Annotated in this window: 26 protein-coding genes and 1 tRNA gene; 18 read left to right on the forward strand and 9 right to left on the reverse strand. The window is 66.3% G+C overall.

All coding sequences use genetic code 11. The features are described 5' to 3' along the window. Nucleotide 1 precedes the first annotated feature (1 nt). Complete coding sequence (locus PW734_02365) at nucleotides 2-661, reverse strand: nucleoside deaminase (protein ID MDE1170045.1); 660 nt, start codon at nucleotides 659-661, stop codon at nucleotides 2-4. Between the two features lie 92 nt (nucleotides 662-753). On the opposite strand from PW734_02365, the gene PW734_02370 reads away from it, so the two are divergent. Next, nucleotides 754-1,671 (forward strand): DUF72 domain-containing protein, encoded by a 918-nt coding sequence (locus PW734_02370; GenBank protein MDE1170046.1) that lies wholly within the window; start codon nucleotides 754-756, stop codon nucleotides 1,669-1,671. A 2-nt stretch (nucleotides 1,672-1,673) separates the two neighbouring features. Here PW734_02370 and PW734_02375 read toward each other — a convergent pair whose 3' ends face one another. Beyond that, nucleotides 1,674-3,308: an NADP-dependent glyceraldehyde-3-phosphate dehydrogenase gene (locus PW734_02375; GenBank protein ID MDE1170047.1), complete on the reverse strand. Its 1,635-nt coding sequence runs from the start codon at nucleotides 3,306-3,308 to the stop codon at nucleotides 1,674-1,676. A 58-nt stretch (nucleotides 3,309-3,366) separates the two neighbouring features. Continuing rightward, complete coding sequence (locus PW734_02380) at nucleotides 3,367-3,930, reverse strand: TetR/AcrR family transcriptional regulator (protein MDE1170048.1); 564 nt, start codon at nucleotides 3,928-3,930, stop codon at nucleotides 3,367-3,369. 146 nt (nucleotides 3,931-4,076) lie between these two features. Between PW734_02380 and PW734_02385 the strand changes: the two genes are divergently transcribed. The 8 genes from PW734_02385 to galK all read left to right on the forward strand — a co-directional run bounded on the left by PW734_02385 (nucleotide 4,077) and on the right by galK (nucleotide 10,902). Next, entirely contained in the window at nucleotides 4,077-4,616 is a 540-nt protein-coding gene (locus tag PW734_02385; GenBank protein MDE1170049.1) for a carboxymuconolactone decarboxylase family protein, read from the forward strand. A 10-nt stretch (nucleotides 4,617-4,626) separates the two neighbouring features. Then, a complete protein-coding gene (locus PW734_02390) occupies nucleotides 4,627-5,106 on the forward strand; it encodes a nuclear transport factor 2 family protein (GenBank protein MDE1170050.1) in 480 nt (159 codons plus the stop codon). A 98-nt stretch (nucleotides 5,107-5,204) separates the two neighbouring features. Then, the gene (locus tag PW734_02395) at nucleotides 5,205-6,203 is read left to right on the forward strand and encodes an AraC family transcriptional regulator (GenBank protein ID MDE1170051.1); all 999 of its coding nucleotides are present in this window, start codon (nucleotides 5,205-5,207) and stop codon (nucleotides 6,201-6,203) included. 29 nt (nucleotides 6,204-6,232) lie between these two features. Further along, nucleotides 6,233-7,216 carry an aldo/keto reductase gene (locus tag PW734_02400; GenBank protein MDE1170052.1) on the forward strand — a complete coding sequence of 328 codons (984 nt, stop codon included), beginning with the start codon at nucleotides 6,233-6,235 and terminating at the stop codon, nucleotides 7,214-7,216. 22 nt (nucleotides 7,217-7,238) lie between these two features. Continuing rightward, nucleotides 7,239-8,318, forward strand: a complete 1,080-nt coding sequence (locus tag PW734_02405; GenBank protein ID MDE1170053.1) for an NAD(P)-dependent alcohol dehydrogenase — start codon at nucleotides 7,239-7,241, stop codon at nucleotides 8,316-8,318. Between the two features lie 6 nt (nucleotides 8,319-8,324). Further along, nucleotides 8,325-8,720 carry a cupin domain-containing protein gene (locus PW734_02410; protein ID MDE1170054.1) on the forward strand — a complete coding sequence of 132 codons (396 nt, stop codon included), beginning with the start codon at nucleotides 8,325-8,327 and terminating at the stop codon, nucleotides 8,718-8,720. Nucleotides 8,721-8,827: 107 nt separating this feature from the next. Continuing rightward, nucleotides 8,828-9,841, forward strand: a complete 1,014-nt coding sequence (locus PW734_02415) for a UDP-glucose--hexose-1-phosphate uridylyltransferase (protein MDE1170055.1) — start codon at nucleotides 8,828-8,830, stop codon at nucleotides 9,839-9,841. Further along, nucleotides 9,838-10,902: a galactokinase gene (gene galK / locus PW734_02420; GenBank protein MDE1170056.1), complete on the forward strand. Its 1,065-nt coding sequence runs from the start codon at nucleotides 9,838-9,840 to the stop codon at nucleotides 10,900-10,902. Before PW734_02415 ends, galK begins: the two co-directional genes overlap by 4 nt. A 91-nt stretch (nucleotides 10,903-10,993) precedes the next feature. Here galK and PW734_02425 read toward each other — a convergent pair whose 3' ends face one another. After that, complete coding sequence (locus PW734_02425; GenBank protein ID MDE1170057.1) at nucleotides 10,994-11,257, reverse strand: RNA-binding protein; 264 nt, start codon at nucleotides 11,255-11,257, stop codon at nucleotides 10,994-10,996. A gap of 234 nt (nucleotides 11,258-11,491) precedes the next feature. Between PW734_02425 and PW734_02430 the strand changes: the two genes are divergently transcribed. Both PW734_02430 and PW734_02435 read left to right on the forward strand, forming a co-directional pair. Then, the gene (locus tag PW734_02430) at nucleotides 11,492-13,225 is read left to right on the forward strand and encodes an ATP-binding protein (GenBank protein ID MDE1170058.1); all 1,734 of its coding nucleotides are present in this window, start codon (nucleotides 11,492-11,494) and stop codon (nucleotides 13,223-13,225) included. 36 nt (nucleotides 13,226-13,261) lie between these two features. Next, nucleotides 13,262-13,459 (forward strand): hypothetical protein, encoded by a 198-nt coding sequence (locus PW734_02435; GenBank protein ID MDE1170059.1) that lies wholly within the window; start codon nucleotides 13,262-13,264, stop codon nucleotides 13,457-13,459. 185 nt (nucleotides 13,460-13,644) lie between these two features. Here PW734_02435 and PW734_02440 read toward each other — a convergent pair whose 3' ends face one another. Further along, nucleotides 13,645-14,541 (reverse strand): FkbM family methyltransferase, encoded by an 897-nt coding sequence (locus PW734_02440; protein ID MDE1170060.1) that lies wholly within the window; start codon nucleotides 14,539-14,541, stop codon nucleotides 13,645-13,647. Nucleotides 14,542-14,676: 135 nt separating this feature from the next. Between PW734_02440 and PW734_02445 the strand changes: the two genes are divergently transcribed. Continuing rightward, entirely contained in the window at nucleotides 14,677-15,894 is a 1,218-nt protein-coding gene (locus tag PW734_02445; GenBank protein MDE1170061.1) for a hypothetical protein, read from the forward strand. Between the two features lie 168 nt (nucleotides 15,895-16,062). On the opposite strand, the gene PW734_02450 is transcribed toward PW734_02445, so the two are convergent. Then, on the reverse strand, nucleotides 16,063-17,220 hold the full coding sequence (locus tag PW734_02450) for a glycosyltransferase (protein ID MDE1170062.1): 1,158 nt from the start codon (nucleotides 17,218-17,220) through the stop codon (nucleotides 16,063-16,065). Between the two features lie 91 nt (nucleotides 17,221-17,311). Here PW734_02450 and PW734_02455 point away from each other — a divergent pair, with 91 nt between their 5' ends. Beyond that, a complete protein-coding gene (locus PW734_02455) occupies nucleotides 17,312-17,584 on the forward strand; it encodes a helix-turn-helix transcriptional regulator (GenBank protein ID MDE1170063.1) in 273 nt (90 codons plus the stop codon). 17 nt (nucleotides 17,585-17,601) lie between these two features. Here PW734_02455 and PW734_02460 read toward each other — a convergent pair whose 3' ends face one another. Beyond that, nucleotides 17,602-18,972 (reverse strand): DUF4236 domain-containing protein, encoded by a 1,371-nt coding sequence (locus tag PW734_02460; GenBank protein ID MDE1170064.1) that lies wholly within the window; start codon nucleotides 18,970-18,972, stop codon nucleotides 17,602-17,604. A 19-nt stretch (nucleotides 18,973-18,991) separates the two neighbouring features. Then, nucleotides 18,992-19,074 (reverse strand) — tRNA-Tyr (locus tag PW734_02465). Between the two features lie 182 nt (nucleotides 19,075-19,256). On the opposite strand from PW734_02465, the gene PW734_02470 reads away from it, so the two are divergent. From PW734_02470 to PW734_02490, 5 genes are read left to right on the forward strand one after another with little or no spacing between them, the layout of a single operon-like run. Next, nucleotides 19,257-20,468 carry a KamA family radical SAM protein gene (locus PW734_02470; GenBank protein MDE1170065.1) on the forward strand — a complete coding sequence of 404 codons (1,212 nt, stop codon included), beginning with the start codon at nucleotides 19,257-19,259 and terminating at the stop codon, nucleotides 20,466-20,468. Nucleotides 20,469-20,474: 6 nt separating this feature from the next. Beyond that, entirely contained in the window at nucleotides 20,475-21,644 is a 1,170-nt protein-coding gene (locus PW734_02475) for a class I SAM-dependent rRNA methyltransferase (GenBank protein ID MDE1170066.1), read from the forward strand. 9 nt (nucleotides 21,645-21,653) lie between these two features. Further along, the gene (locus PW734_02480) at nucleotides 21,654-22,385 is read left to right on the forward strand and encodes an AIM24 family protein (GenBank protein MDE1170067.1); all 732 of its coding nucleotides are present in this window, start codon (nucleotides 21,654-21,656) and stop codon (nucleotides 22,383-22,385) included. A 30-nt stretch (nucleotides 22,386-22,415) separates the two neighbouring features. Further along, on the forward strand, nucleotides 22,416-22,889 hold the full coding sequence (locus PW734_02485; GenBank protein ID MDE1170068.1) for a DUF4019 domain-containing protein: 474 nt from the start codon (nucleotides 22,416-22,418) through the stop codon (nucleotides 22,887-22,889). A 43-nt stretch (nucleotides 22,890-22,932) separates the two neighbouring features. Beyond that, nucleotides 22,933-23,100: a hypothetical protein gene (locus tag PW734_02490; protein MDE1170069.1), complete on the forward strand. Its 168-nt coding sequence runs from the start codon at nucleotides 22,933-22,935 to the stop codon at nucleotides 23,098-23,100. Between the two features lie 5 nt (nucleotides 23,101-23,105). On the opposite strand, the gene PW734_02495 is transcribed toward PW734_02490, so the two are convergent. Continuing rightward, a complete protein-coding gene (locus tag PW734_02495) occupies nucleotides 23,106-24,107 on the reverse strand; it encodes an aldo/keto reductase (protein ID MDE1170070.1) in 1,002 nt (333 codons plus the stop codon).

Genomic DNA, 24,107 nt, shown 5'->3' on the forward strand with positions numbered 1-24,107 from the left:
CCTATCGGGCGAAGGAGGCGGGAACCTCCCCGGCGCGGATCGCCCGGTCCAGCTCCTTGTGCCCGCGCCAGTCGATCAGGTTCAGATCGGGCCGGGCGGAGGCGTATTCCCGGTAAAGGGCCACCGCCATCGGGTCTTCCAAGATCGCCACGTCGCGGATGCCGTTTTCCCCGGAGCGGAGGATCGGCTCCGTGCTCGGCGCGTTCGTCACGTCGCCGATGACCACGCGGGTGAAGTTGCAGCGGTGCTTGATCTGCGCGCAGCAGACCTCGCACGGCGTCAGCGTAGTGAACATGGTCAGCGGGCGGAAGTCGACGGGGCCGCGGCCCAGGAGCCTCGCCACCCGGCCCGCGTCGCGCAGGGCCATCGTCTCCCCGTGGGTCGTCGAGTCGTTCTCCTGGCCCAGGGTATTGTGCCCCTTGCCGACGATCTGGCGGTCGGCGTCGATGATGACGCCGCCGATCGGGCAGCCCCCCTCCTGGTAGGACTTCCGCGCCAGCAGCGTGCCGATGCGCATGAAGTCCTTCTCCTCCAGCTTGCGGAAGAAGGCGGGGGCGACCAGCTTCGGCAAATATTCGGTGGGAAGGTGGGCGATCGCGTTGAGCACCGCGTCTTCCACGGGCGTGGCCTGCGTCACGAAAAAGGGGATGGGCGTGGGCATAAGCCCATGCTGCCAAGCCCTCCGCGCGGGGCAACGCCAAAGCCGCCATTCCCAGGCGCGCCCTTTCCGGCTTTAATGGGCCCCCCGCCCGCATGACCGCCCCGCTCCCGGACCTCCGCATCGGCTGCTCCTCCTGGCTCGACCCGGAATTCATCGTCCATTGGTATCCGCGGGAGGTGAAGGCAGACGAACGCCTGGCCTGGTACGCGGACCACTTCGACTACGTGGAGGTGAACAGCTCCTTCTACGCCGTGCCGGAGAAAACGACGGCGGCCAAATGGGCCCGGCAGACACCCGCCGACTTCCTCTTCGACGCCAAGCTCCACCGCGCCCTTTCCCGCCACATCACCCCCGCCGGCTCCCTGCCGCCCGCCCTGCGCCCCGCGCGCGGCGACGCGGAGACGCCCATCCGGCTAGACCGCGCGCTGGAACGGGACTTGGCGCAGTGGACGCGGGAACAGTTCGAGCCGCTGACGGAGGCAGGCCGCCTCGGCGCGTTCCTGCTGCAATTGGCGCCCCACTTCACCCCGCAATGGAACCGGCTGGAGGAGCTAGACGGCCTGATCGAGGACCTCTCCCCCCTGCCGCTGGCCGTCGAGGTCCGCCACCGGGGATGGCTGGCCCCGGGACGGCGGGAGCACACCCTCTCCTTTCTGGCCGCGCGGGGAATCACCCTGGTCAGCGTCGACACGCCCCCGATCGATCACGACACAGCCCTGCCCCCGGACGACCACGTGACCCAGCCGGAGCTGGCCTACCTACGCCTCCACGGGCGGAACCGGACCGGCTTCGTGGAGGGGAAGACGGTGGCGGAGCGCTTCAACTGGCGCTACGAGGAGGCGGAGCTGGACGGCCTGACCGCGCGGATCGCCGCCCTGGCCAAGCGGGCGAAGAAAGTCCGCGTCGCCGCGAACAACAACTGCAAGGACTACGCCCCGCGCGCCGCCCTGGCGCTGCGGCAAAAGCTGGGCCTCCCGCCGCGCCGCCCCCGCCAGGGCGCGCTGCTTTAAAGTCAGCCCAGGTAATCGGCGCGCAGATAGCGGGAGAGGCGGCCCGCGACGATCTGCTGGAGCAGCCCGCGGCCCTCCGGATCATCCTTCCCAGCGACCAGGGAGCGGATGGAAAAGCTGCGCAGGGCCGCGCTGATGGAGAGGGTCCCCTCCGCCGAATCCTTCCTCCCCGCGAAGGGGAGCGTGTCCGGCCCGCGCTGGCACTGGGCGTTGAGATTGATCCGGCAGACCTGGTTGGCCAAAAGATCGATCAGGCCCGCGATCTTCTCCGCATCGCGCCCGAAGAGGCTCACCTGCTGGCCGGAGGAGGAGGCCGTCACGTAGGCCAGGAACTCCTCCTCGTCCTTGTAAGGGCAGACCGGCACCACCGGGCCGAATTGCTCCACGTCATAGACCTTCATCCCGGGAGCCACGGGATAGAGCACCGCCGGACGGAAGAGGGAGGCCGCCGCCTGCCCGCCGCCGGGATTGACCACCCGGGCGCCGCGCTCCACGGCGTCCCGGACGTAGGCGGCCATCGCCTCCGCCTTGCCATGGCCCGGCAGGGGCGTGATGCGCGCGCCGGGCTCCCACGGCATGCCCAAAGGCAGCGCGGCGACCGCGGCGGAGAATTTCTCCAGGAACGGCCCGGCGACCGACTCGTGCACGAAGAGGATCTTCAGCGCGGTGCACCGCTGGCCGTTGTAACTCAGCGCGCCGGAGACGCACTCCCGCACCGCCACGTCCAGGTCGGCGTCCGCCATCACCAGGGCCGGGTTCTTCGCGTCGAGGCCCAGGACGCCCCGCAGCCGATGGGGGCGGGGATGCTGCTTCTTGAGCGTCGTGGCCGCCTTGCTGGAGCCGATGAAGGCCAGGACGTCGACCGCCCCGGACTGCATAAGCGGCGGGGTGATCTCCGGCCCGCTGCCGTAGATGAAATTGACCACGCCGGGCGGAAAGCTCTCCGCAAAGGCCTGGAGCAGCGGCTGGTGGATGAGGGAGCCCAGGCGCGGCGGCTTCACCAGCACCACGTTTCCCATGATGAGGGCGGGCAGGAGCGTGGTGTACGTCTCGTTCAACGGGTAATTGAAAGGCCCCATGGAAAGCACCACCCCCAGCGGCGCGCGGCGCACCTGGGCCACCACCCCGCCGTCGACGGCGAAGCGGGAGTAGTCCCGGTCCATCGCCTTGAGCGCCTCCACCGTCCGGCCGATGTACTCGACCGTGCGGTCGAATTCCTTGCGGCTGTCTTCCAGCGTCTTGCCGATTTCCCACATGAGAAGGCGGACCACTTCCTCCCGGGCCTCCCGCATCCGGGCCGTGAATTTTTCCACCGCCGCGATGCGCTCCGCCACGGAGCGCGTGGGCCAATCGCCACGGCCCTCGTCCCAGGCGCGGCGGCAGGATTCCAGCGCCGCCAGCACCGCCGCCTCGTCCATCGCGGGCACGCGGCCCACCACGGGCCGCACCAGGGCGTCCCCCTCCCGCACGGAAAAAGCGGCCGGAACCTCCGCCAGCGGCCCCTCCCAGGCCCGCACCCGTCCGTCCAGGAGGTAGAGCCGCTCATAGGCCGCCGCCTGCGGCCGGTGCTCGGCGGGAATCGCTTCCCGGGCGGGGAACAGGGCGGCCAAGTCTGCGGCGATCGGGTCCGTGGTCATGCTCCCATTAAAAGCCCTGCCGCCCCCGGGGCAATAGCCGTCCCCCTCTTTTTCCGCCCTAATCAGCCAGGATGATTCGCGCCATTTCCTTGTTCACGTCGGCCACCCGCACATCCCCCGTGGCGTGGGCCATCACGGTGGCCCCCACCATGAGGCTGGCGATGCGGGGGACAAAGGCCTTGTAATCCTTGGGCCGAAGCGGCTTAAGCAAGCCGACCACCAGCTTTTCCGTCCGCTGAAAATGCTCCCGCACGCACCCGGCCAATACGGGATCGGCGGCCCCCTCCGGGCCGAAGTCGGAAAGGCCCCGGATAAAGCAGCAGCCGAAAAAATCGGGCTCGGCAAACCACTCCTTAAGCCCGTCAAACAGCCCCAGGACGCGCTCCAGCGGCGATTTTCCAGGGGCGGACGCATGGCGCTCCAGCCGCGCAATCCACACCTCGTCCCTTTCGCGGAAAAACTCGGCCAGGAGCGCCGTCTTCGAGGGGAAATGGTGATAGAAAGTGCGCTTGGCAACGCCCGATTCGGCGATGATCTGGTCGACCCCCACATGCGGGCCGCCCGCGTTGAAAAGCCGCCGGGCGGCGGCCCGGATCCGTTCCCGGGGAGAAAGTTTTTCCATAAATATCCTGCTGATTACGAAGGAAATCTAACCCACGTAGACAACTCTGTCTACTTTTTCGTTGCCAAGGTAGACAGGTTAGTCTACCTTGAACCCATAACCCCGGCCGCCCGAAAGACGGCCGCAACCCCGAAAGGAAAAACATCATGTCCCGCATCGCCCAAATCACCCCCGAACAAGCCACCGGCCAGACGGCCCAGATCTACGGCTCCATCCAAAAGCAGCTCGGCGGAGTCCCGAATATCTTCCAAGCCCTCGGCGCCCATCCGCAGGCCCTGGCCGCCTTCCTGAACCTTCACTCAGGCCTAACCACCCTCTCCGGCGCGGACAAGGAAGCGCTGGCCCTTATCGTGGCGGAAGAAAACGGCTGCGACTACTGCCTGGCCGCCCACACCTTCCTGGGCCGGAAGCACGGCCTCTCCACGGAAGAAACCCTGGTGATCCGCCAGGGCGGCGCCACCGATCCGAAGCGCAACGCCCTCATCCGGATGGCTCGCGAGATCGTCGATCGAAAAGGCCGCGTCTCCGACGAGGCTTACCAGGCCTACCTCGACGCGGGCTACACGGAAGCCCAGGTGCCGGAAGTGCTCCTTGCCGTCGTGGAGAACCTCTTCACGAACTACTTCAACAACCTGAACGGCACGGCGATCGACTTCCCCGCCGCCCCCGCCCTCACCCACGCCTAACCGGGACGCCATGAATCCGACCGAAGCCGGGCGGCCTCCCCTGCCGCCCTTTACCCTGGAAACGGCGGCGGAGAAGGTCCGCCTGGCCGAGGACGCATGGAACAGCCGCGACCCCGTGCGGGTTTCCCTGGCCTACACGCCGGACAGCACCTGGCGCAACCGCGCCGAGTTCCTGACGGGCCGGGAAGAGATCGTCCGCTTCCTCAAACGGAAGTGGGCGCGGGAACTGGACTACCGCCTGATCAAGGAACTGTGGGGTTTCCGCGAAAACCGCATGGCCGTCCGTTTCTCCTACGAATGGCGGGACGACGCGGGCAACTGGTTCCGCTCCCACGGCAACGAGCTGTGGGAATTCGCCCCCAACGGCCAAATGGCCCGCCGCCTGGCCAGCATCAACGACCATCCCATCGCCGCCGCGGAACGGAAATTCCACTGGCCCTTGGGCCGCCGCCCGGACGGGCACCCCGGCCTCTCCGCAATGGGGCTGTAAGCCCCCCAGGCGGCCCGCCGCCCCCTGGCGCGTTTTGCAAGCGATTTGGCGCGTTCCGCCAATGACGGCCCCCTTGGACGGGGGTATGGTATGGATGCGTGAGCGACCAATTCCGTGTTTCCAAAATCATGCCGGAGCGCCTGCGGGAGCACGGCCTCTCGGCCCGGGCGGTGCTGCGCCAGGCGGGCCTGCCGGACAGCCTCTTTCAGGAAGACATCCCCTACGTCACCACCGCGGAACTCTTCTCCCTCTGGCGGGCGATCGGCACGCTGAGCCCCGATCCGGAGATCGGGCTGAAACTCGGGTACGAGCCCCGCTTCGAACGCTACCAGCCCACCGCGATCGCCGCGGTGTGCAGCCGCTCCTTCCGGGACGCGCTGCAGCGGATCGCCCGCTACAAGCGGCTGACCTGCCCGGAGGAAATCCGCGTCCGCACCAGCCGCCAGGAAGCGTCGGTGGAGGCCGCCTACACGCGGGCGGAGGAAGCGGAACCGGACGTGCTCGTCGACCTGGTGCTCTCCTGGATCAAGGGCATCGGCGACCGGGGCACCCAGGGCAGGATCGTTCCCCTGCGCCTGGAGTTGGTCCGCCCGGAAGCGCACGCCCGGCGGCTGGAGGCCCACTTCGGCTGCCCCGTCCGCTTCCAGGCCCGGCGCAACGCCCTGGTCTTCCGCGACGCCGACCTCGACCTCCCTTTCCTCACCTATAACGAGGAATTGCTCGCCGCCATCGGCGCCCAGCTGGAATCGGAGCTGAAGACACGCGGCGGCACGCTGGACCTGGGAGAGCAGATCAAGCACAGCCTGAAACGCTCCCTGGCGGGCAAGCGGCCGACCCTCCAGGACATTGCCCGGGAACTGGGCATGAGCGCCCGGACCCTGCAACGCCGCCTGACGGACGCGGAAGTCACCTTCCAGCAGCTGGTGGAGGCGACCCGCCGGGAGCTGGCCCGGCAGTACCTTAGCCAGCGCACCATCGAGCTGAAGGAGGCGGCCTTCCTCCTGGGCTACGAGGACGCCAATTCGTTTTTTCGCGCCTTCCAGGAATGGGAGGGCACTTCCCCCGGCGCCTGGCGCGCCCGCCGCCTGGCGGCCTGATTTTCAAACCCCAACAAAGGAACCCTCACATGCAAACGCGCAAACTCGGAAACAGCGGCCTGGAAGTCTCCGCCCTCGGCCTGGGCTGCATGGGCCTTAGCTTCGGCCTCGGCCCCGCCACGGAAAAGCAGGAAGCCGTCCGGCTCATCCAATCGGCCTTCGAACAAGGCGTCACCTTCTTCGACACGGCGGAGGCCTACGGCCCCGGCGCCAACGAGGAGCTGCTGGGCGAAGCCCTGGCCGCCGTGCGGGACAAAGTGGTAATCGCCACCAAATTCGGCTTCAAGGACGGCGTCCCCACCACCGGTACGGACAGCCGCCCGGAACGGATCCGCCGGGTGGCGGAGGAATCCCTCCGGCGCCTGAAGACCGACCGCATCGACCTCTTCTACCAGCACCGCGTCGACCCCGCCGTCCCCATCGAGGACGTGGCCGGCACCGTTAAGGAGCTGATCCGGGAAGGCAAGGTGAAGCACTTCGGCCTCTCGGAAGCGGGCGCCCAGACGATCCGCCGCGCCCACGCCGTCCAGCCCGTCGCCGCCCTTCAGAGCGAGTATTCCCTCTGGTGGCGGGAACCGGAAAAGGAAATCCTCCCCACGCTGGAGGAGCTGGGCATCGGCTTCGTCCCCTTCAGCCCGCTGGGCAAGGGCTTCCTGACCGGCGCCATCGACGAGAACACCCAGTTCGACAGCAAGGATTTCCGCAACGTCGTCCCCCGCTTCAGCGTGGAGGCCCGCAAGGCCAACCAGGCGCTCGTCGACCGGATCTACGCCATCGCGGGCAGCAAGAACGCCACCCCGGCGCAGATCGCCCTGGCCTGGCTGCTGGCGCAAAAGCCGTGGATCGTCCCCATCCCCGGCACCACCAAGCCCCACCGGCTGAAGGAAAACCTGGGCGCCGTCCGCGTCGAGCTGGCCGCCGCCGACCTCCGGGCCATCGAGGAATCCCTGACCCAAGTCCAGGTGCAGGGCGAGCGATATCCCGCCCACTTCCAGTCGCTGGTCAACCGCTAACCCGTCCCCCCCCACCCCCATCATGTCCCATCCCCGCACCTATTCCGCCAAGGCCTACTCCGCCGCCGACTCCAAATCCCCGCTGGCCTCCAGCCAAATTCCCCGCCGCGAGCCGGGCGATTTCGACGTGCAGATCGAAATCCTCTTCTGCGGCGTCTGCCACTCCGACCTCCACTACGCGCGCAACGAGTGGAGCGAATTCCTCCCCACCTCCTACCCCTGCGTGCCCGGCCACGAAATCGTGGGCCGCGTGGCCAAGGTGGGGCCGAAGGTCACCAAGTTCAAAGCGGGCGACCTGGCGGGCGTGGGCTGCATGGTGGACGCCGACATGGCGGCCTGTCCCCACTGCCGCGCCGGCAACGAGCAGTATTCCCCCACCCAGCTCATGACCTACGGCTCGCCGGACGACCGGCAGCTGGGGCTCCCCACCTACGGCGGCTACTCGGAAAGCATCGTGGTGACGGAACACTTCGTCCTGCGCATTCCCGGCAACCTGGAGCTGGCCGCCGTCGCCCCGCTGCTTTGCGCCGGCATCACCACCTACTCCCCGCTGCGGCACTGGAAAGTCGGCCCCGGCAAGAAAGTCGGCGTCGTCGGCATCGGCGGCCTGGGGCACATGGGCGTGAAATTCGCGCGGGCCTTCGGCGCGCACGTCGTCGTCTTCACCACCTCCCCCGGGAAAAAGGACGACGCCGTCCGCCTCGGCGCCCATGAAGTCGTCGTCTCCAAGGACGCCGCGGAAATGGCCAAGCACGCCGGCACCTTCGACTTCATCCTGGATTGCGTCTCCGCCGAGCACGACATCAACGCCTACCTCAACCTCCTCAAGCCGGAAGGGAACCTCACCCTGGTCGGCGCGCCGGAGAAGCCGCTCCCCGTGGCCGCGTTCTCCCTCCTCATGGGACGGAAAAGCCTTTCCGGCTCCCCCATCGGCAGCATCCGGGAAACCCAGGAGATGCTCGACTTCTGCAGCGAGCACGGCATCACGGCCGACGTGGAAGTGATCCCCATCCAAAAAATCAACGAAGCCTACGAGCGGCTGCTCAAAGGAGACGTGAAATACCGTTTTTCCATCGACATGGCCTCCTTGAAGGCGGAGTAATCCCATATGGACATCCAACGCAGCGGCACCCCGCCCTCCACGCAAGGCCCCGCCGATTGGTTCACCGGCACCGTCCGCATCGACCCGCTCTTTCCCGCGCAGGAGCCCGCCCGGACCGCGGGGAACAGCGTCACCTTCGAACCCGGCGCCCGCACCGTCTGGCACACCCATCCGCTGGGCCAGACGCTGATCGTCACCGCGGGCCGCGGCCTGGCCCAGCGCTGGGGCGGCCCCGTGGAGGAAATCCGGCCGGGAGACGTCGTTCGCTTCGCCCCCGGCGAAAAGCACTGGCACGGCGCATCCCCCGCCACGGCGATGACCCACATCGCCATCCAAGAGCAGCTCGACGGGAAAGTCGTCGACTGGCTCGAGCCGGTGAGCGACACGCAGTATCCGCGGTAAGCGGCGCGGCCTTGAGGGGGGGATGGGGCGCGGCCCCACCCCTCCCTTGACGCGGCGGCCACGCTTCCTACTCTGAGCCGGTAGCGCCCCCCGCCTTACCCGCTCCCATGAACGCCCCCCACCGCCGCTTCAACCCGCTCACCGGAGACTGGGTCCTCGTCTCCCCCCACCGGACCCAGCGCCCCTGGCAGGGCAAGCAGGAAAGCCTCCCCGCTCCCCGCCCCCCCTACGACCCCGGCTGCTACCTCTGCCCAGGCAACACCCGCGCCGGCGGCCATCAGAACCCGGCCTACGAGGCCCCCTTCGTCTTCGACAACGACTTCGCCGCCCTCCTGCCCCAGGCCGCGGGCGAGCCCCAGAGCGACGACCTCTTCCGCAGCGAGCCGGCGGCGGGCGCCTGCCGCGTCGTCTGCTTCTCCCCCCGCCACGACCTGACCCTGCCGGAGATGGAAGTCGACGCCATCGCCGCCGTGGTCGACGTCTGGGCCGCCCAGACCGCCGAGCTGGGCGCCCGCTACCGCTGGGTCCAAGTCTTCGAGAACAAGGGCGAAGTCATGGGCTGCTCCAACCCTCACCCCCACGGCCAGATCTGGGCCAGCGACTTCCTGCCCAACGAGGCCGCGAAGGAAGAGCGCCGCCAGCTCCGCTACCTGGAAGACAACGGCGCCCCCCTCCTCCTCGACTACGCCGCGCGGGAAACCGCCCTGGGCGAGCGCGTCGTCGTGGAAAACGCCGACTGGCTCGCCGTCGTCCCCTATTGGGCCGTCTGGCCGTTCGAGATCCTCCTCCTCCCCCGCCGCCAGGTCTCCCGCCTGACAGAGCTGGCCGCCGCCGAAAAGCGGAACCTGGCCGAAATCCTCAAGCGCCTCCTCGTCCGCTACGACAACCTCTTCGAAACCTCCTTCCCCTACTCCATGGGCTGGCACGGCGCGCCGGGAACGGAGCCCGCCCCCCACTGGCAGCTCCACGCCCACTTCTACCCGCCGCTCCTCCGCTCCGCCTCCGTGAAAAAGTTCATGGTCGGCTACGAGCTGCTGGCGGAAAGCCAGCGCGACCTGACGCCGGAGGAAGCCGCCCGCCGCCTGCGGGAGCTGCCGGAAATCCACTACAAACTCCGATGACCCTCCAAGCCTACGCCCCCGGCCGCGCCGAACTGCTGGGCAACCACACCGACTACAACGAGGGCCTCGTCCTCGCCATCGCCGTCGACCGCGGCGTGCAGGTGCGCGGCACCGTCCGGGAAGACGACGCCGTCCTCCTCCGCGCCGAGGACCTCGACCGCGCCTTCCAGACCCGCCTGGCCGCCCTGGCCCCCACCGCCGAGGAACCGTGGGCCAACTACTCCCTGGGCGTCCTCGCCGGCTTCGCCGAAAAAGGCATCCCCCTGCGGGGCGTCGAGCTTTCCATCGGCAGCACCCTGCCCATGGGCGCGGGCCTCAGCAGCAGCGCCGCCCTGGAAACCGCCACCGCCCTCTTCCTTCAAAAAGCCTTCGACCCGGAGCGGCGCCTCGGCCGCCTCGACCTCGCCCGCATCGGCCAGCAGGCGGAGCACGCCTTCGTCGGCGTCCGCTGCGGCCTCCTCGACCAGATCTCCTCCGGCTTCGGCAAAGCGGGCCACGCCACCTTCATCGACTGCCGCACCCTGGAAGTGGAAAACATCCCCCTGCCGGAGGGCTTTCGCTTCGTCGTCGCCAACTCCGGCGTGAAGCACGCCCTCGTCTCCAGCGAATACAACACGCGGCGCGAATCGTGCGAGGCCGCGGCCAAGGCCCTGGGCGTCCGCGCCCTGCGCGACGTCTCCTCCGCCCGGCTGGCCGCGGGCGGCCTCGACCCCCTCACCCTGCGCCGCGCCCGCCACGTCGTGACGGAAAACGAGCGCGTCGCCGCCGCCGTCGGCCTCCTCCGCCGGGGCGACGCGGAAGGCTTCGGCGCCCTCATGTTCGCCTCCCACCTCAGCTCCCGCGACGACTTCGAAAACTCCTGCCCGGAACTCGACCTCCTCGTCGAGGCCGCGCGGGCCGTCCCCGGCTGCCTCGGCGCCCGCCTGAGCGGCGGCGGCTTCGGCGGCGCCACCATCAACCTGATCCAGGCCGGCCGGGAAGAAGCCCTCATCGCCGCCCTGGAAAAAGCCGTCCCCGGCACCCGCTGCCTGGTGACCGCCGCGGCGGAAGGCGCGGCCTAAGGCCCGGGCAATCGCCCTCCGCCAAAGCAAAAACCGCCGACAGGCAAGGCCTGCGGCGGTTGACGCACTGCGGAAGTAAAAGCTTGGAAGCTTAGAACCGGCGCGAGCGGGACTCCATCGGCCGGGCCTCGTTCACGGTCAGGTTGCGGCCGCCGACGGCCTTGCCGTTCAGAGCCGTCACCGCGGCCTGGCCGGCCTCGGCGTTGCCCATGGTGACAAAAGCGAAGCCGCGGGGGCGCATCGTGTCCCGGTCCATCACCACGGCGACTTCGTTGACATTGCCGTAGGGGGCGAAGAGGTCGCGCAGGTCGCTTTCCGTGGTCTGGTAGGAGATATTTCCGACGTATAATTTCATTTTCTTGTTTGGTTGAGGTTTGACGACCTCGCCGACGAATGAAGAGCGCCGTGCGGCGCAAGAACCTTGGGGAGCGGACAGGAAACCCTGGAGCAACTATCGGGCTTCAGAAGGAAGCGATGGATCGATGCCCTCCAGCCTCGCCCGGGTTGCGGACAATGTAAAGGCTTACTTCCGGCTCCCCTCATAGACAACCGCCGGGAACAGGGCGATAATACCCCCCATCCCGCCCCCATGACCGTCTCCGAATCGATCCGCACCCCCCCGCGCCTGGCCGCCCTGCGGGAGTCCGCCCTGATGGATAGCCCCGTGGAGGAAGCGTTCGACCGCCATACCCGCCTGGCGGCGAAGCTGCTGCAAGCGCCCGTCTCCCTGATCGGTTTCCTCGACTCCGGCCGGATCTTTTTCAAGAGCCAGAAGGGGCTGCCCGCGCCCTACGCGGAACGGCGGGAAGCCCCGCTTTCCCAGACATTTTGCCGTTACGTGATCCATACCGGAGAGCCTCTCATCGTCGGAGACGCCCGCGTCCATCCCCTGGTGAAAGACGATCCTGCCATCGCCGAATTTGACTCCGTCGCCTACCTCGGCTTTCCCCTTTACGGCGCGGGCGACCAGGTCCTGGGCTCCTTCTGCGTGATCGACAGCCGTCCCCGTTCATGGACGTCGGAGGAGATCGGGATCATGAGGGACCTGGCCGCCTCCATCGCCACGGAGATCAAGCTGCGCGCCCATACCCTTCAGGACGCGCGGACGCAGAGGGAAATCACCGACAACCAATCGCTGGTGAGCAGCGCCAACACCGCCCGCGGCATCGCGGAAAACGCCAATCTGGCCAAGTCCGACTTCCTGGCGAACATGAGCCACGAGCTGCGCACCCCGATCAACGCGATCGTGGGACTGGCCGCGCTGCTCGCGGAAAATCCCACCCCGGAAAAGGCACGGCAGCTGTCCGGCACCCTCCAGATCAGCGCCGGCGCCCTCCTCGTCCTGGTCAACGACCTGCTGGACATCTCCAAGATCGAATCCCGCGCCATCCAGATCGAGAGCATCCCCTTTCAATTCACGGCCCTGATCCCGCAGATCATCAGCATCATGCAGGTGCGGACCAAGGAAAAGGGACTGGAACTGGCCGTCGATTACGACGGCGTCGCGGAAAAAAGCTTCCAGGGGGATCCACACCGCATCCGCCAGATCGTCCTCAACCTTTGCAGCAACGCGGTAAAATTCACCGAGCGGGGGCGGATCGACATCCGCTTCAGCCAGGAACCCGCAGAAAAAGCCGGGCAGGAGATCGTCGTCATCTCCGTCGTCGACACGGGCATCGGCATCGAACCCGCCGAAATCGAAAAGATCTTCGAGAAATTCACCCAGGCCAACTCCTCCATCACCCGCCGCTTCGGCGGCAGCGGCCTGGGCCTGGCGATCACCCGCATGCTGACGGAAATCATGGGCGGCACCATCCGGGTGGAAAGCACCCCGGGCAGCGGCTCCGCCTTCACGGTCCGCCTGCCCCTGGCGGTGCTGGAAAACTCCACGCAAAAGGAAGCTCCCCACCCCTCCCTCTCCACCCCCATCGCCTTCTCCGCCGGGCAGCGCCCGCAAATCCTCCTCGTCGAGGATTACGCCCCGGCCGCCTACATCGAGTCCATGTATTTGGACACCTGGGGATTCGCCTGCACCGTGGTCGACAACGGCAAGGACGCCGTGCGGCGCGCCACCCAGGAAAGTTACCTCGTCATCCTTATGGACGTGCAAATGGCGGGTTGGAACGGCTTCGAAGCCACCCGCCTCATCCGGGCGCACGAGCGGGAGGCGGGCAAGCCCCACGCGCACATCATCGGCGTCACCGCCCACGCCTTTGCCGGAGACCGGGAACGCTGCCTGGCGGCGGGCATGGACGACTATCTCTCCAAGCCCTTCGACCCCAGCGCCCTGCGGGCCAAGCTGGCCGCCCTGCAAGCCGGGTAAGCGGTTCTCCCCGCCGGAAACGTGATATCCTTGAGGATGAAGACAAACGCCTATCCCTTCCAAAGCCTCCCCCAATCCGGGAAAATCCTCAATCTGGACCATATCATCCTGATTGAGCCGACCACCTCCTACGCCCACGCCGCGGACGCCTGCACCATTTACCTGACCGGCGGGCAAATTCTCACCGGCGAAGACGCCCGGCACATTTATATCTTGGTAAAAGGGCTTTGCTAAGGGCGCCTGTTGGGAAGGAGTTGTTCAAGAAATCGCCGTTCGCCTGGCCGCTGTAGCCGATAGTCGCCGTGACGGTCGCGGTCGGCATGGCCTGGAGGCCCGCGCCAAAAGCGGCGGCATCGGTCTGGTAAAAGTCGAGCCCCCGACCCGGAAAGGGCGAAAGGGGAGCGCGGCAAGCCGCGCTTTTAGGCCGCCGGCTCCTTTGGCAAGGCCACCAAATTCTGGAACTCGAAGAAATTCGTGGAGAAAAGATCGCCCGGATCGAGGGCCAGGATGCCCTGCGGCAAAAGACGCCCAAAGGAATGGCGCGGGAGAAGGGCGGCGAAATCCTGGAAGAAAGAACGGGCAATCACATTCATCCGGTTGAACTCGAAGTGAACCACCTTGATGCGGTTCTCCGCTATCAAACGCGCCGCGCCCTGCAAAACCTTGAGCTCGGCGCCCTCCGTGTCGATCTTCAGCAGATCGATATGCTCGATGCCCTCCTCGGCGCACACCGTGTCGAGGGTCCGGATCTCCACCTCCACGGCAGTGACGGGCTTTTTCCAGTGCACGGAAAAGACCTCCGGAAAAAGAGAGGCGTGCGCGGTCGACTTCTCGTTGCACGACGGGTCGTAATCGTAAAGGGGCAGGCGACCCGGCTGATCCCCCAGGGCGATGTTGCGGATCGTGACATTCTGCCGCCCGGCGGCAACCTCCTGCAGCTTGGCAAAGCTGCGCGGAGCGGGCTCATAGCTGAACAGGCGCGCGTCGGGACGGGCCCGCAGGACAACCTGGACGAAATCCCCCTCGTTGCCCCCCACGTCGACAACCGTCGGGGCCGGCGCGCCGGCGTTCACCGCCCAGGCCTTCAGAAACCACTCCAGGCCGTTGATCGCGTCATCCTGGTAATTGAGAATGCCCAAGCCGCGCATGCCGAGGTCGACCAACAGGCGGTTGAACCCGATCAAATCGGGCCTGCCGAAACGCTCAGCCCATTCCCGGTCCAAAAGGCCTCGCAGCTTCGCCCCCCCGTCATTCGCGCCAAGCGCGTCGGCCAGGAGAGCTAGGGGATGCTGGGGAGGAAGGGAGGCTAGGCTCATGCGGGGGGCTTGATACGGAAAACCTAACCCCCTCAACTTCCCCAGGCAAGACAACCCAGGCTTCGCCCATTTTGTCCTTGTCTTGCCCGGGAGGCAGGGAGAACCTGCGAAACCCTGGCGATGGGCGCACCAATCATGCCCGATTCCTTCGAGACACCCGTCGCCGTCCTCATCTACAACCGCCCTGACAAGACGGCGCGCATCCTGGAACGGCTCTCCCAGGTCCAGCCCCGGCGCCTCCTGGTGGTGGCCGACGGCCCCAACCCGGCAAAACCCGACGACGCCGAAAAGACCGCCCGCACCCGCGCCCTCTTCGACTCCCTGCCCTGGGACTGCGAGGTGCAACGGGAATTCTCCGACACCAACCTGGGCTGCAAGCGGCGCGTCTCCTCCGGCATCGACTGGGTCTTCCGCCAAGTGGAGGAAGCCATCCTGATAGAGGACGACATCCTGGCCGAGCCCTCCTTCTTCGAATTCTGCCGGGAAATGCTGGCCCGCTACCGGGATGACGAGCGCATCGGCACCATCACCGGCTGCAACTTCCAGAACCGGCGCAAACGCGGTCCCTACAGCTACTACTTCTCCATTTTCCCCCACATCTGGGGCTGGGCCACCTGGCGGCGCGTCTGGAAGCGCTACGACGTCGACATGAAACTCTGGCCCGAGATTCGCGCCAGCGGCCTCCTCCTCGACCTCCTGCAGGACGAAGCCGCCACCGCCCACTGGGTGAAAGAATTCGACCGGGGATACGAAGGGCGGATCGACACCTGGGACATCCAGCTCCTCTTGAGCTGCTGGCAGCACAGCCAGCTGACCATCACGCCGGAAGTGAACCTCACCTGCAACATCGGCTTCGGCGCCGAGGCGACCCACACCCGCCACGCCCACCATATCCACGCCGACATCCCCACCAGGCCGATGGAATTCCCCCTGCGGCATCCGCCCTACATGATGCCCGACTTCGAAGCGGCAAGCTGGACCTTCCTGCCGGACGGCTGGATGCCCGAGCAAGCCATCCTGCGCCGGGAACGCTACCGGACCGGCCGATCCGGCATTGCCGGCATGATGCCCGAACGAGAAGCGGACACCCCCGCAGGCCTCGTGGCGCGGGCAGAGGCCCTCCTGCGCCGGCAGGACGTTTCCAACGCCTTTTACCTCCTCACACGGGCCAGCGCCTGGGGACAGCCGGTCCGCGACTTGGAACGGCTGCGCGCCGTCTGCTACTTCTCCTTCAACCGGTGGCAGCCGGGCCTCGAATCCCTCAAGGCAGAATTGGCGCGCTTTCCGGACAATGCGGAGGCGGCCCAGATGCTGCACGCCGCCGCCGGCCTCCTGACCCAGCCGCCGGCTTAATTATTCGCCCCCCCTCAAAAAAAGCGGCGCGGGCGCGCAGCAGATACCGCACCTGCTCCGGCCGCGGCGCGCCCACCGGCAACTCCGGACGGGCCATCGGCGGCACCGGCCCGCCGCCCCCCAGCCGCGCCCTTTGGCGGAACAGCCCCGCCACCGCCCGCCCATAATCTAACGGCGGCACCGGTAAACCTCCTCCAAGTGGCGGCGGGCAATCGTATCCCAGGCCAGCGCCCGGCACGTCGCCGCCTGCTCCGCCAGCAGGCGGGCGAGCGCCGGCTCCCCGTGCGCCAGCTGCCCCTCCAGCTCCAGCAGCTTCAGCGCCAGCGCCATCGGCGAGCGCGGCGGCACCAGCGTCAGCCCCCCGTGCCGCGCCTGGAACTCCAGGAACGACGGAATCGCCGAGCAAACCACCGGCCTCCCCCGCCCGATCACGTTGGAAAGCGCCCCCGACATCGAAAAAAACTCCCCGTGATAATCATTCACAAAAATATCGGCCCGGGCAAAGGCCGCCTCCTTCTCCTCCTGGGAGAGAAACCCCGTCACCGTAATCCGGTCAATCAGGTCCGGCGCCCCCGGGGCCAGCCGCGCCACCTTCCGCGCCATTCGGTCCAGGATCGGCTGCGCGTCCTCCGGATGGAGCCCGCCCGCCACCGTAAGCCGGAACCGCGGCGGCAAAAGCGCCAGCGCCTCAATCACCTCCAAAATCCCCTTCGTTTCCTTCAGAAAGCCGAAGCAGCAGAGTTCGATGCCCTCCCGCTTCCTCCCCTCCGGCACGGCCGCCGCCGCAGCGGTCCCGGGCCGGAAATCCCCCAACGCATGCTCCACGTGAAAAATCCGCCCGGGCGCAAACCCCAAATCCCCCAACCGCGCGCACCCCTCCGCCGTATGCGCCACCACCGCCGCTGCCATCGGCCCCCGGCGGTTCAGTTGCCGCGCCAGCCGCTGCCAGCCGAAATTGGCCTGGTGGCGCGGCAGGTAAAACTTATGCCACGGCGAGCGCCCCGCCTGCTCCACCGTGTGAAACGTCACCGCCACCCGCTGCCGCGAAAGCCGCCGGACCAGCCACCCCAACACCGCAATATTCCGGTTCGAGCCGAAGAACGCGTGCTCATGCTGCACGTGGACCACATCGGCCCCAGCGCACCGCTCCGCGAGGGATTCATAATAGCGCCCCACCGCCTCCGCCGACCGCCCCCGCACCGAGGCCAAGTCGATCGGCTCCACCTCCACCGCCGCCCCCGCCGCGACGAGGCTCCGGGAGAGATTCTCCGCATACGTCGCCACCCCGCACGCGATCCCATAGGTGGAGATGAGCCGGATTCTCATGCGCGCCATTCAATACGCCCCGACCCATAAGGCAAGACAAAAGCCGCATATATGCGGCTCCACCTAAAAAGAAGGGTGGCAGTCTTGCAATGTGGATCCCCGCAAACAGCTCGGCCTCAACGTGGCGCGCCTCCGCCACCTCGCCGACATGACCCAGGAAGAGCTATGCGAAGCCGCCGAGATCGACCGCTCCTACCTCCAGCGCATCGAAACGGGGCGGATGAACCCCTCTTTCCAAGTCCTCTACAAGATCGGCAAAGCCCTCCACGCCTCCTGGAACGAGCTTTTGTTCCAGATCGACCTCCACCCCCGCCCCCAAAGCTTGCGGGAAGATTCACCCACCTCTCGCCGCCGCAAAAGATAGCGAGCTCTTAGTCTCACTTAGGAGTTGAATTCAGCGATAGGGCGCCACTGCTGATTGGCAGAGTCCCAAAATAGCGTTCCTTCTTGAAGCTGATTCAGTCGCACCCACTCCGCAATAACTGGCTTCTCATAAGGCCCATAGCTCGCCTGGCCGAATCCCAAATAAACTCCTGGATCGGCATTGGCTACCATTCTTTGTACCTGCGATTTTGCTTCGATTGTCTGCGCTTCTTGCTCAGCAAGCCGAGCTACACGCTTCCGCTCGTTTTCCCTTAAGACTTGAAGCGCCTGCTTAAAGGTGTCCAAAGCCTGCTTCAGGTAGCCAGCAGCAATGAATTGAGAAAAGCACAATGTCTCATCCAAGCCATAACCGCTAGTGATATGAAGAGTGGAATATTCCACAACAGGCAACTCAGGATTATAGCTAAAACGCCTATCAGGACCTCCGCCTTTGTTCACATAGCGCCAAGTCCTATCAACAATCTTTCCATCAGCGGGTGCCCGCCTCACTATAATCCGCCGCAAATCCGCCTCTAATTCCAAGGAATCAAATAAGACCGCCCCATACGTCTCATTTGATCTGATCAAAATGCGGTCTGGGAAAAAATAATAGTCAATCTGCTCCGTAGAAAGGCGATACGGAGTTACATTAGCTTTAATTCGCGGCGGCAAGGAAAAGCCGAAAGAAACGCTTCTCGTATCAAGCTCCGCCGAAGCTCCCGCATGATACTTGCGCTCCGGCATATCGATCCGGCCCCTAGCCCGGATATATTGAAACTCTTTGCAGCGACTTACGGTTTCCAGAGCTTGGCGAAGTGCGTGATAATTCGCCGCAGCCTGATCACTCAAATCAAACATCAAAACCGCCTCTAACCGGCTCAAATCCACATAATAGGCCCCAATCCAGGCAGGAATAAACATCCAGAGAATCGCTGTCACTAATGGTTTGGGAACTGAAGACTCAGGATAAAAAATGGCGGTTATCCCTGCTCCTCCGAGAATCAGGGCCACCCATAACCAAAGCGTCTTTACCCAGCTTATCCGCCTCGCCCGCTCATTGAGCTCGTTTAAAAGCTGTATCGACGAGGCATCCTGCAAAGCAGCCATGTCCACCCGCCTCGCTTCCGCCATTTGGAGAGCGTGCGAATATGAACCTGCGTAATCGGAAGGGGTCTTTCGGGAAGGATCGACGGCGATGCGATTTGGCCTTGTGGAAGAAGGAAGATACGTGCGGTACTGGAAGCCTTCGGCCCCCATGGAAATGTAAGTTCCGCGAGGGCCCGTGCCGACCCGCAAACCCTTGATTCCCGTCGAAAACCCTGATCCTGAAGTGGATAGATTAAATCTAAAGGGCCCAACCCGAACCGATTTACGAAAAGTGAATCCCATCCCGCTACCAAGGAGAAATTGGGCAGGACAGGATTCGAACCTGTGAAGGCGTAAGCCAGCGGATTTACAGTCCGCCCCGGTTGGCCACTTCGGTACCTACCCGTATTGGAACCGCACACCCTATCGCCTTTGGCCGGGGGGTCAATGCTCTTTTGGGTCGGACGGCGGGTCGGGAAATAGCCGAATTACGTAAAACATGAACTATTCCATCAGAGAAGGGGCTTTTTCCGCCCGGCCCCTTCCTTGACAAGGCCCCGGCCTCCTTTACGTTAACCCATCCGCCCGTGAATACGACCGCACCCCGCGATCCGCGCCGCGATTTTTCTCCCGCCCCCCGCCAGGGCTGGGAGCACGTTTCCGACGCCGATTGGAATGACTGGAGCTGGCAGCTCCGCAACCGCCTGACGACGCTCCGCCAGATTGAGGAGCGGCTCCCCCTGACCGAATCGGAGCGGGAGGGGATCGTCCAGGCTTCCGTCCGGAAGCTGGCGGTGGCGGTGACGCCCCACTTTTTCTCCCTGATCGACCGGGAGGACCCGAATTGCCCGATCCGCCGCCAGGTCATTCCCCGGAAGGAGGAGCTGGATTACCACGCGCACGAGATGTCCGATCCCTGCGGGGAGAATCACGACATGGTGGCCCCGGGGCTGGTGCACCGTTATCCGGACCGGGTGCTCTTCCTGGTGACGGACCGCTGCGCGGCCTATTGCCGCTACTGCACGCGCTCCCGGCTGGTGAGCGGGGTGGGGGAGCAGGAGCTGGAGGTCGATTTCGAGGAGGCGCTGGCCTATCTGCGCGCCCACACGGAGGTGCGGGACGTGCTGCTTTCCGGCGGCGATCCGCTGCTCCTGTCCGACGGGAAGCTGCGCGGGCTCCTGTCCAAGCTGCGGGAGATTCCGCACATCGAGATCGTCCGCATCGGCTCCCGGGTTCCCATTTTCCTGCCGCAGCGGATCACGCCGGAGCTGTGCGCGATGCTGCGGGAGTTCCACCCGCTGTGGATCAACGTCCACACGAACCATCCGCGCGAGCTGACGACGGAGGTGCGCGACGCGCTGGGCCGCCTTTCCGACGCGGGGGTGCCGATGGGGAACCAGGCGGTGCTGCTGAAGGATGTGAACGATGACGCGGATGTGCTGCGGATTCTTTCCCAAAAGCTGATCCGCTGCCGGGTGCGCCCTTATTACCTTTACCAGTGCGACCTGATCCAGGGCAGCCAGCATCTGCGGGTGCCGGTGTCCAAGGGGCTGGAGCTGATGGAGCAGCTGCGCGGCCACACGACGGGCTTTTCCGTGCCGCAGTACGTGGTGGACGGGCCGGGCGGCGGCGGGAAGATCCCGCTCAATCCCCAGTATATCATCGCCCGCACGGGGGAGAGTGTGCTGCTGCGCAATTTCAAGGGGGAGATTTACGAGTACACGGAGGGGAACCCCTCCGCCTCCCGGACGATCACCCCGCCGATCCGGCACGATTTGGTCGCCGCCGACGCGTCTTAGGAAACGGTGGACGGCACGGTTCATTTGGGCGCGGGATCGCGCCACCGCATCCGGGAGGGGCATCCCTGGGTTTTCCGCAACGAGATCGGCCGCGTGGAGGGGAGTCCCCCCGACGGCGGCACGGTGCTAATCCGGGACGCGAAGGGGAAGCCGCTGGGCTCCGGCCTGTACAACAGCAAGTCGCAGATCACGGTCCGCCGCTACAGCACGGGGACGCAGGAGCTGGACCGGGGCTTTATTTCCCGCCTGTTGGACGAGGCGCTGGCCTACCGCGCGGCGCTGGGCAGCCCCTTTCCCGCGCAGCGGCTTTTTTGGTCGGAATCGGACGGGCTGCCGGGGCTGATCCTGGACCGGTACGGGGACGCGCTGGTGCTGCAGACGCTGACGGCGGCGACGGCGCGGCTGGAGCCGCTGATCGTGGAGCTGGCGGTGGAGAAGACGGGCGCGCGCGCGGTGGTGGCGCGGAATGACGTCCACGTCCGCGCGCTGGAAGGGCTGCCGCAGGAGAAGAAGGTTCTTTCCGGCCATTACGAGCCGCCGACGCCGCTTTCGATCCTGGGCGTCGACCTGGAGATCGACCTTTTGGCGGGGCAGAAGACGGGCCTCTACCTGGACCAGCTGGAGAATCACGCGGCGGTGCTGGCCCATGCGCCGGGCCGCCGGATTTTGGACTGTTTTTGCAACCAGGGGCTCTTTGCCCTGGCGGCGCGGCGGGCGGGGGCTTCCCTGTGCGACGCGCTGGACCAGTCGGCGGAGGAGATCGGCCGCGGCCGGAAGGCGGCGGAGAAGGCGGCCCTCTCCGTCGGCTGGATCGAGGCGAACGCCTTCGACTGGCTGCGGGAGGCGGAGCGCGCCGGGAAGCAATACGATCTCATCGTCCTGGACCCGCCCCCTTTTGCCCGCGGGAAGGACCAGCTGGCGGCCGCCCGCCGGGGCTACCATGAGCTGCACGTCCGCGCGCTGCGGATGCTGCCGCGCGGAGGCCTGCTGGCCAGCTACGCCTGCTCCCACCACATGGGGCGGGAGATGTGGCGGGAGATGCTGACGGAGGCGGCCCAGGACGTGGGCTGCTCTCTGCGTCTGGTTTCGGCGCTGGGGCAGGGGCGGGACCACCCGGTCCTCCTGCACGTGCCGGAGACCGAATATTTGAAGGGCTTTTTGGTGGAGAAGCGGTAGTACGGCTCCATGGAGCTGCCGGTCCTTTTGCCCACCTCCGCCCAGAGCGAGACTTTCGCCGGGATCACGTACCATTTGGACGGGAACCTCGTCCCCGCGCTGACGATCCTTTTGGACGGGGAGCGGTCCGTCTACTTCGAGCATCACATCCTGCTCTGGAAGCACCAGGACGTGAAGATCTCCATCAAGCCGATGAAGGGGGCGCTGCAGCGGATGTTCGCCGGGATGCAGGTCTTCGTCACGGAGGCCTACGGCAAGGGGCAGGTGGCCCTTTCCCGCGACGGCCCGGGGCAGCTCTTTGCCCTGCACCTGAAGGAGGGGGAGGAGATCCACGTGCGGGAGCACCAGTTCGTCGCCGCCACGGAGAACATCGAATACACGTTCGAGTGGGTGACGGGCCTTTCCAACATCCTCTTCGGCAAGAGCGGCTTCTTCGTCGACAAGTTCCGCGCCCGCTCGGGCGACGGGATCCTCTGGCTGCACGGCTACGGCAACGTCTTCGAGAAGAGCCTGGCGGCGGGCGAGTCGATCGACGTGGAGCCGGGGGCCTGGCTTTACAAGAGCCCGGAGACGGAGATGAGCACCAACCTGCAGAAGCTGATGGTCGGCTTCGTCGCCGGGACCAGCATGATGATGAACCGCTTCACCGGCCCGGGCTGCGTGGCGATCCAGACGATGCCGCCGCCCTCCCCGGAGCCGCCCCCGCCGCCGCCCGCCAACACCGCGGAAAAGTCCCGGTAGCGGGAAGCCCGTTTTGGGTTACCTTGGGGAATGAGACCGCTGCCGTTCCTGGCCCTTCTTTTCCTGGCCGCCGCGCTGCCCCTTCCCGCGCAAATCGCCGGGGACACCATTGAGAAAAGGGCGGCCAACGACGCCATGACCCCCTGGCTGCAGGAGGTGGACCAGGGGGCCTACGCCCAGGCGTGGGAGGAGAGTTCCGCCCAACTGAAGAAAGACGCCAACAAGGAGACCTGGATCGCCTCCATCCAGGCGCTGCGCGAGCCGTTGGGGAAAAGCCTGAACCGCAATCTGGCCTCCACCCTCCTGAAAGCCGCCACGGCGCCGGTGCCCGGCACCGCCCTGACCCAGGTGACGGGAGAGACGGTGGTGGCGCAGTACGACTCCTCGTTCGAGAACGTCAAATACGCCCTGGAGACGGTCACCTTCACGAAGGATCCGGAAGGGGTCTGGCGCGCCGTCTCCTACACGGTGCAGCCGAAGTCCGATCCGGACGCCCAACCCTAATTTGGGGCTCCCCTTTCTTCGGAAAATAGCCGAATAAAGGGGTATGGCCGATTCCACCCCCGCCCCCCAGCCCGCCCGCACCGTGCCGTCCCGGCCCGATCGGAGCGAGCACCTGACCCTTCCCGGCCGGTTCCCCTCCACATTGGAGCGGATGCGCTGGCACCTGGTGATGAAGCCCGCCCCGGAAAAGGACGGCGGGCGCTCCAAGTAAGCCGCCTAGCGGTGGACAACCTGCATCCCTGACGCCGAGTAGCGGGTCCCCGCCACGGCGGCGGGCGCGGCGATGGCGTCGATCCGTTCCAGCTCCGTGGGGCTGAGAGTCAACTGAAGCGCGCCCAGGTTTTCCGCCAGGTACTTCCGGCGCTTCGTGCCCGGGATGGGCAGGAGATCCTCTCCCTGGGCCAGCACCCAGGCCAGCGCCAGCTGCGCGGGCGTGCACCCCTTTTCCTGCGCGATCCGGCCGAGGTGCTCGACCAGGTCGAGGTTCTTGCGGAAATTCTCCCCCTGGAAGCGGGGCATGTCCTTGCGGCGGTCGTCTGCGGCAAAGTCTTCCGGCTTGCGGATCTGGCCCGTCAGAAAGCCGCGGCCCAGCGGGCTGTAGGGGACGAACTTGATCCCCAGCTCCCGGCACAGGGGCAGGACGTGCTCCTCCGGATCCCGGCTCCAAAGGGAGTATTCCGTCTGCAGGGCAGAGATGGGGTGGACGGCATGGGCGCGGCGGATCGTTTCCGGCGCGGCTTCCGAAAGGCCCAGGAGGCGGACCTTGCCCGCCTGCACCAGCTCCGCCATCGCGCCCACGGTCTCCTCGATCGGCGTCTCCGGATCGACGCGGTGCTGGTAGTAAAGGTCGATGTGGTCGACGCCCAGCCGCTTGAGGGAGGCGTCGCAGGCCTGGCGGACGTATTCCGGACGGCCGGAAATGGCGCGCCACTCGGGCCGGGCCGGATCGCGGACGATGCCGAACTTCGTCGCCAGGACGACGCGGTCCCGCTTGCCCCAGGCCTTCAGGGCCTTGCCCACCAGCTCCTCGTTGTGGCCCAGGCCGTACATGTCGGCGGTGTCGATGAAGTCGACCCCCTGCGCGAAGGCCTCCGCCAGGGTGGCCAGGGCCTCCGCCTCGTCCCGCTCCCCGTAGAACTCCGACATCCCCATGCAGCCGAGGCCGAGGGGGTAGACTTCAAAGGGACCGAGGCGGCGTCTGGCAGGGGAAAAACTCAT

This window comes from Verrucomicrobium sp., assembly GCA_028283855.1.
GTDB lineage: Bacteria > Verrucomicrobiota > Verrucomicrobiia > Methylacidiphilales > GAS474 > GAS474.

Excerpts from the sequence above, each read along its gene's own strand:
- PW734_02450 (MDE1170062.1), bottom strand. The coding sequence starts at position 17,220 with ATGAGAATCCGGCTCATCTCCACCTATGGGATCGCGTGCGGGGTGGCG.
- PW734_02415 (MDE1170055.1), top strand. The coding sequence starts at position 8,828 with ATGAACGCCCCCCACCGCCGCTTCAACCCGCTCACCGGAGACTGGGTC.
- PW734_02445 (MDE1170061.1), top strand. The coding sequence starts at position 14,677 with ATGCCCGATTCCTTCGAGACACCCGTCGCCGTCCTCATCTACAACCGC.
- PW734_02495 (MDE1170070.1), bottom strand. The coding sequence starts at position 24,107 with ATGAGTTTTTCCCCTGCCAGACGCCGCCTCGGTCCCTTTGAAGTCTAC.
- PW734_02460 (MDE1170064.1), bottom strand. The coding sequence starts at position 18,972 with ATGGGATTCACTTTTCGTAAATCGGTTCGGGTTGGGCCCTTTAGATTT.
- PW734_02370 (MDE1170046.1), top strand. The coding sequence starts at position 754 with ATGACCGCCCCGCTCCCGGACCTCCGCATCGGCTGCTCCTCCTGGCTC.
- PW734_02490 (MDE1170069.1), top strand. The coding sequence starts at position 22,933 with ATGGCCGATTCCACCCCCGCCCCCCAGCCCGCCCGCACCGTGCCGTCC.
- PW734_02375 (MDE1170047.1), bottom strand. The coding sequence starts at position 3,308 with ATGACCACGGACCCGATCGCCGCAGACTTGGCCGCCCTGTTCCCCGCC.
- PW734_02410 (MDE1170054.1), top strand. The coding sequence starts at position 8,325 with ATGGACATCCAACGCAGCGGCACCCCGCCCTCCACGCAAGGCCCCGCC.
- PW734_02400 (MDE1170052.1), top strand. The coding sequence starts at position 6,233 with ATGCAAACGCGCAAACTCGGAAACAGCGGCCTGGAAGTCTCCGCCCTC.
- PW734_02480 (MDE1170067.1), top strand. The coding sequence starts at position 21,654 with ATGGAGCTGCCGGTCCTTTTGCCCACCTCCGCCCAGAGCGAGACTTTC.
- PW734_02385 (MDE1170049.1), top strand. The coding sequence starts at position 4,077 with ATGTCCCGCATCGCCCAAATCACCCCCGAACAAGCCACCGGCCAGACG.
- PW734_02380 (MDE1170048.1), bottom strand. The coding sequence starts at position 3,930 with ATGGAAAAACTTTCTCCCCGGGAACGGATCCGGGCCGCCGCCCGGCGG.
- PW734_02390 (MDE1170050.1), top strand. The coding sequence starts at position 4,627 with ATGAATCCGACCGAAGCCGGGCGGCCTCCCCTGCCGCCCTTTACCCTG.
- PW734_02440 (MDE1170060.1), bottom strand. The coding sequence starts at position 14,541 with ATGAGCCTAGCCTCCCTTCCTCCCCAGCATCCCCTAGCTCTCCTGGCC.
- PW734_02430 (MDE1170058.1), top strand. The coding sequence starts at position 11,492 with ATGACCGTCTCCGAATCGATCCGCACCCCCCCGCGCCTGGCCGCCCTG.
- PW734_02425 (MDE1170057.1), bottom strand. The coding sequence starts at position 11,257 with ATGAAATTATACGTCGGAAATATCTCCTACCAGACCACGGAAAGCGAC.
- galK (MDE1170056.1), top strand. The coding sequence starts at position 9,838 with ATGACCCTCCAAGCCTACGCCCCCGGCCGCGCCGAACTGCTGGGCAAC.
- PW734_02365 (MDE1170045.1), bottom strand. The coding sequence starts at position 661 with ATGCCCACGCCCATCCCCTTTTTCGTGACGCAGGCCACGCCCGTGGAA.
- PW734_02405 (MDE1170053.1), top strand. The coding sequence starts at position 7,239 with ATGTCCCATCCCCGCACCTATTCCGCCAAGGCCTACTCCGCCGCCGAC.
- PW734_02485 (MDE1170068.1), top strand. The coding sequence starts at position 22,416 with ATGAGACCGCTGCCGTTCCTGGCCCTTCTTTTCCTGGCCGCCGCGCTG.
- PW734_02435 (MDE1170059.1), top strand. The coding sequence starts at position 13,262 with ATGAAGACAAACGCCTATCCCTTCCAAAGCCTCCCCCAATCCGGGAAA.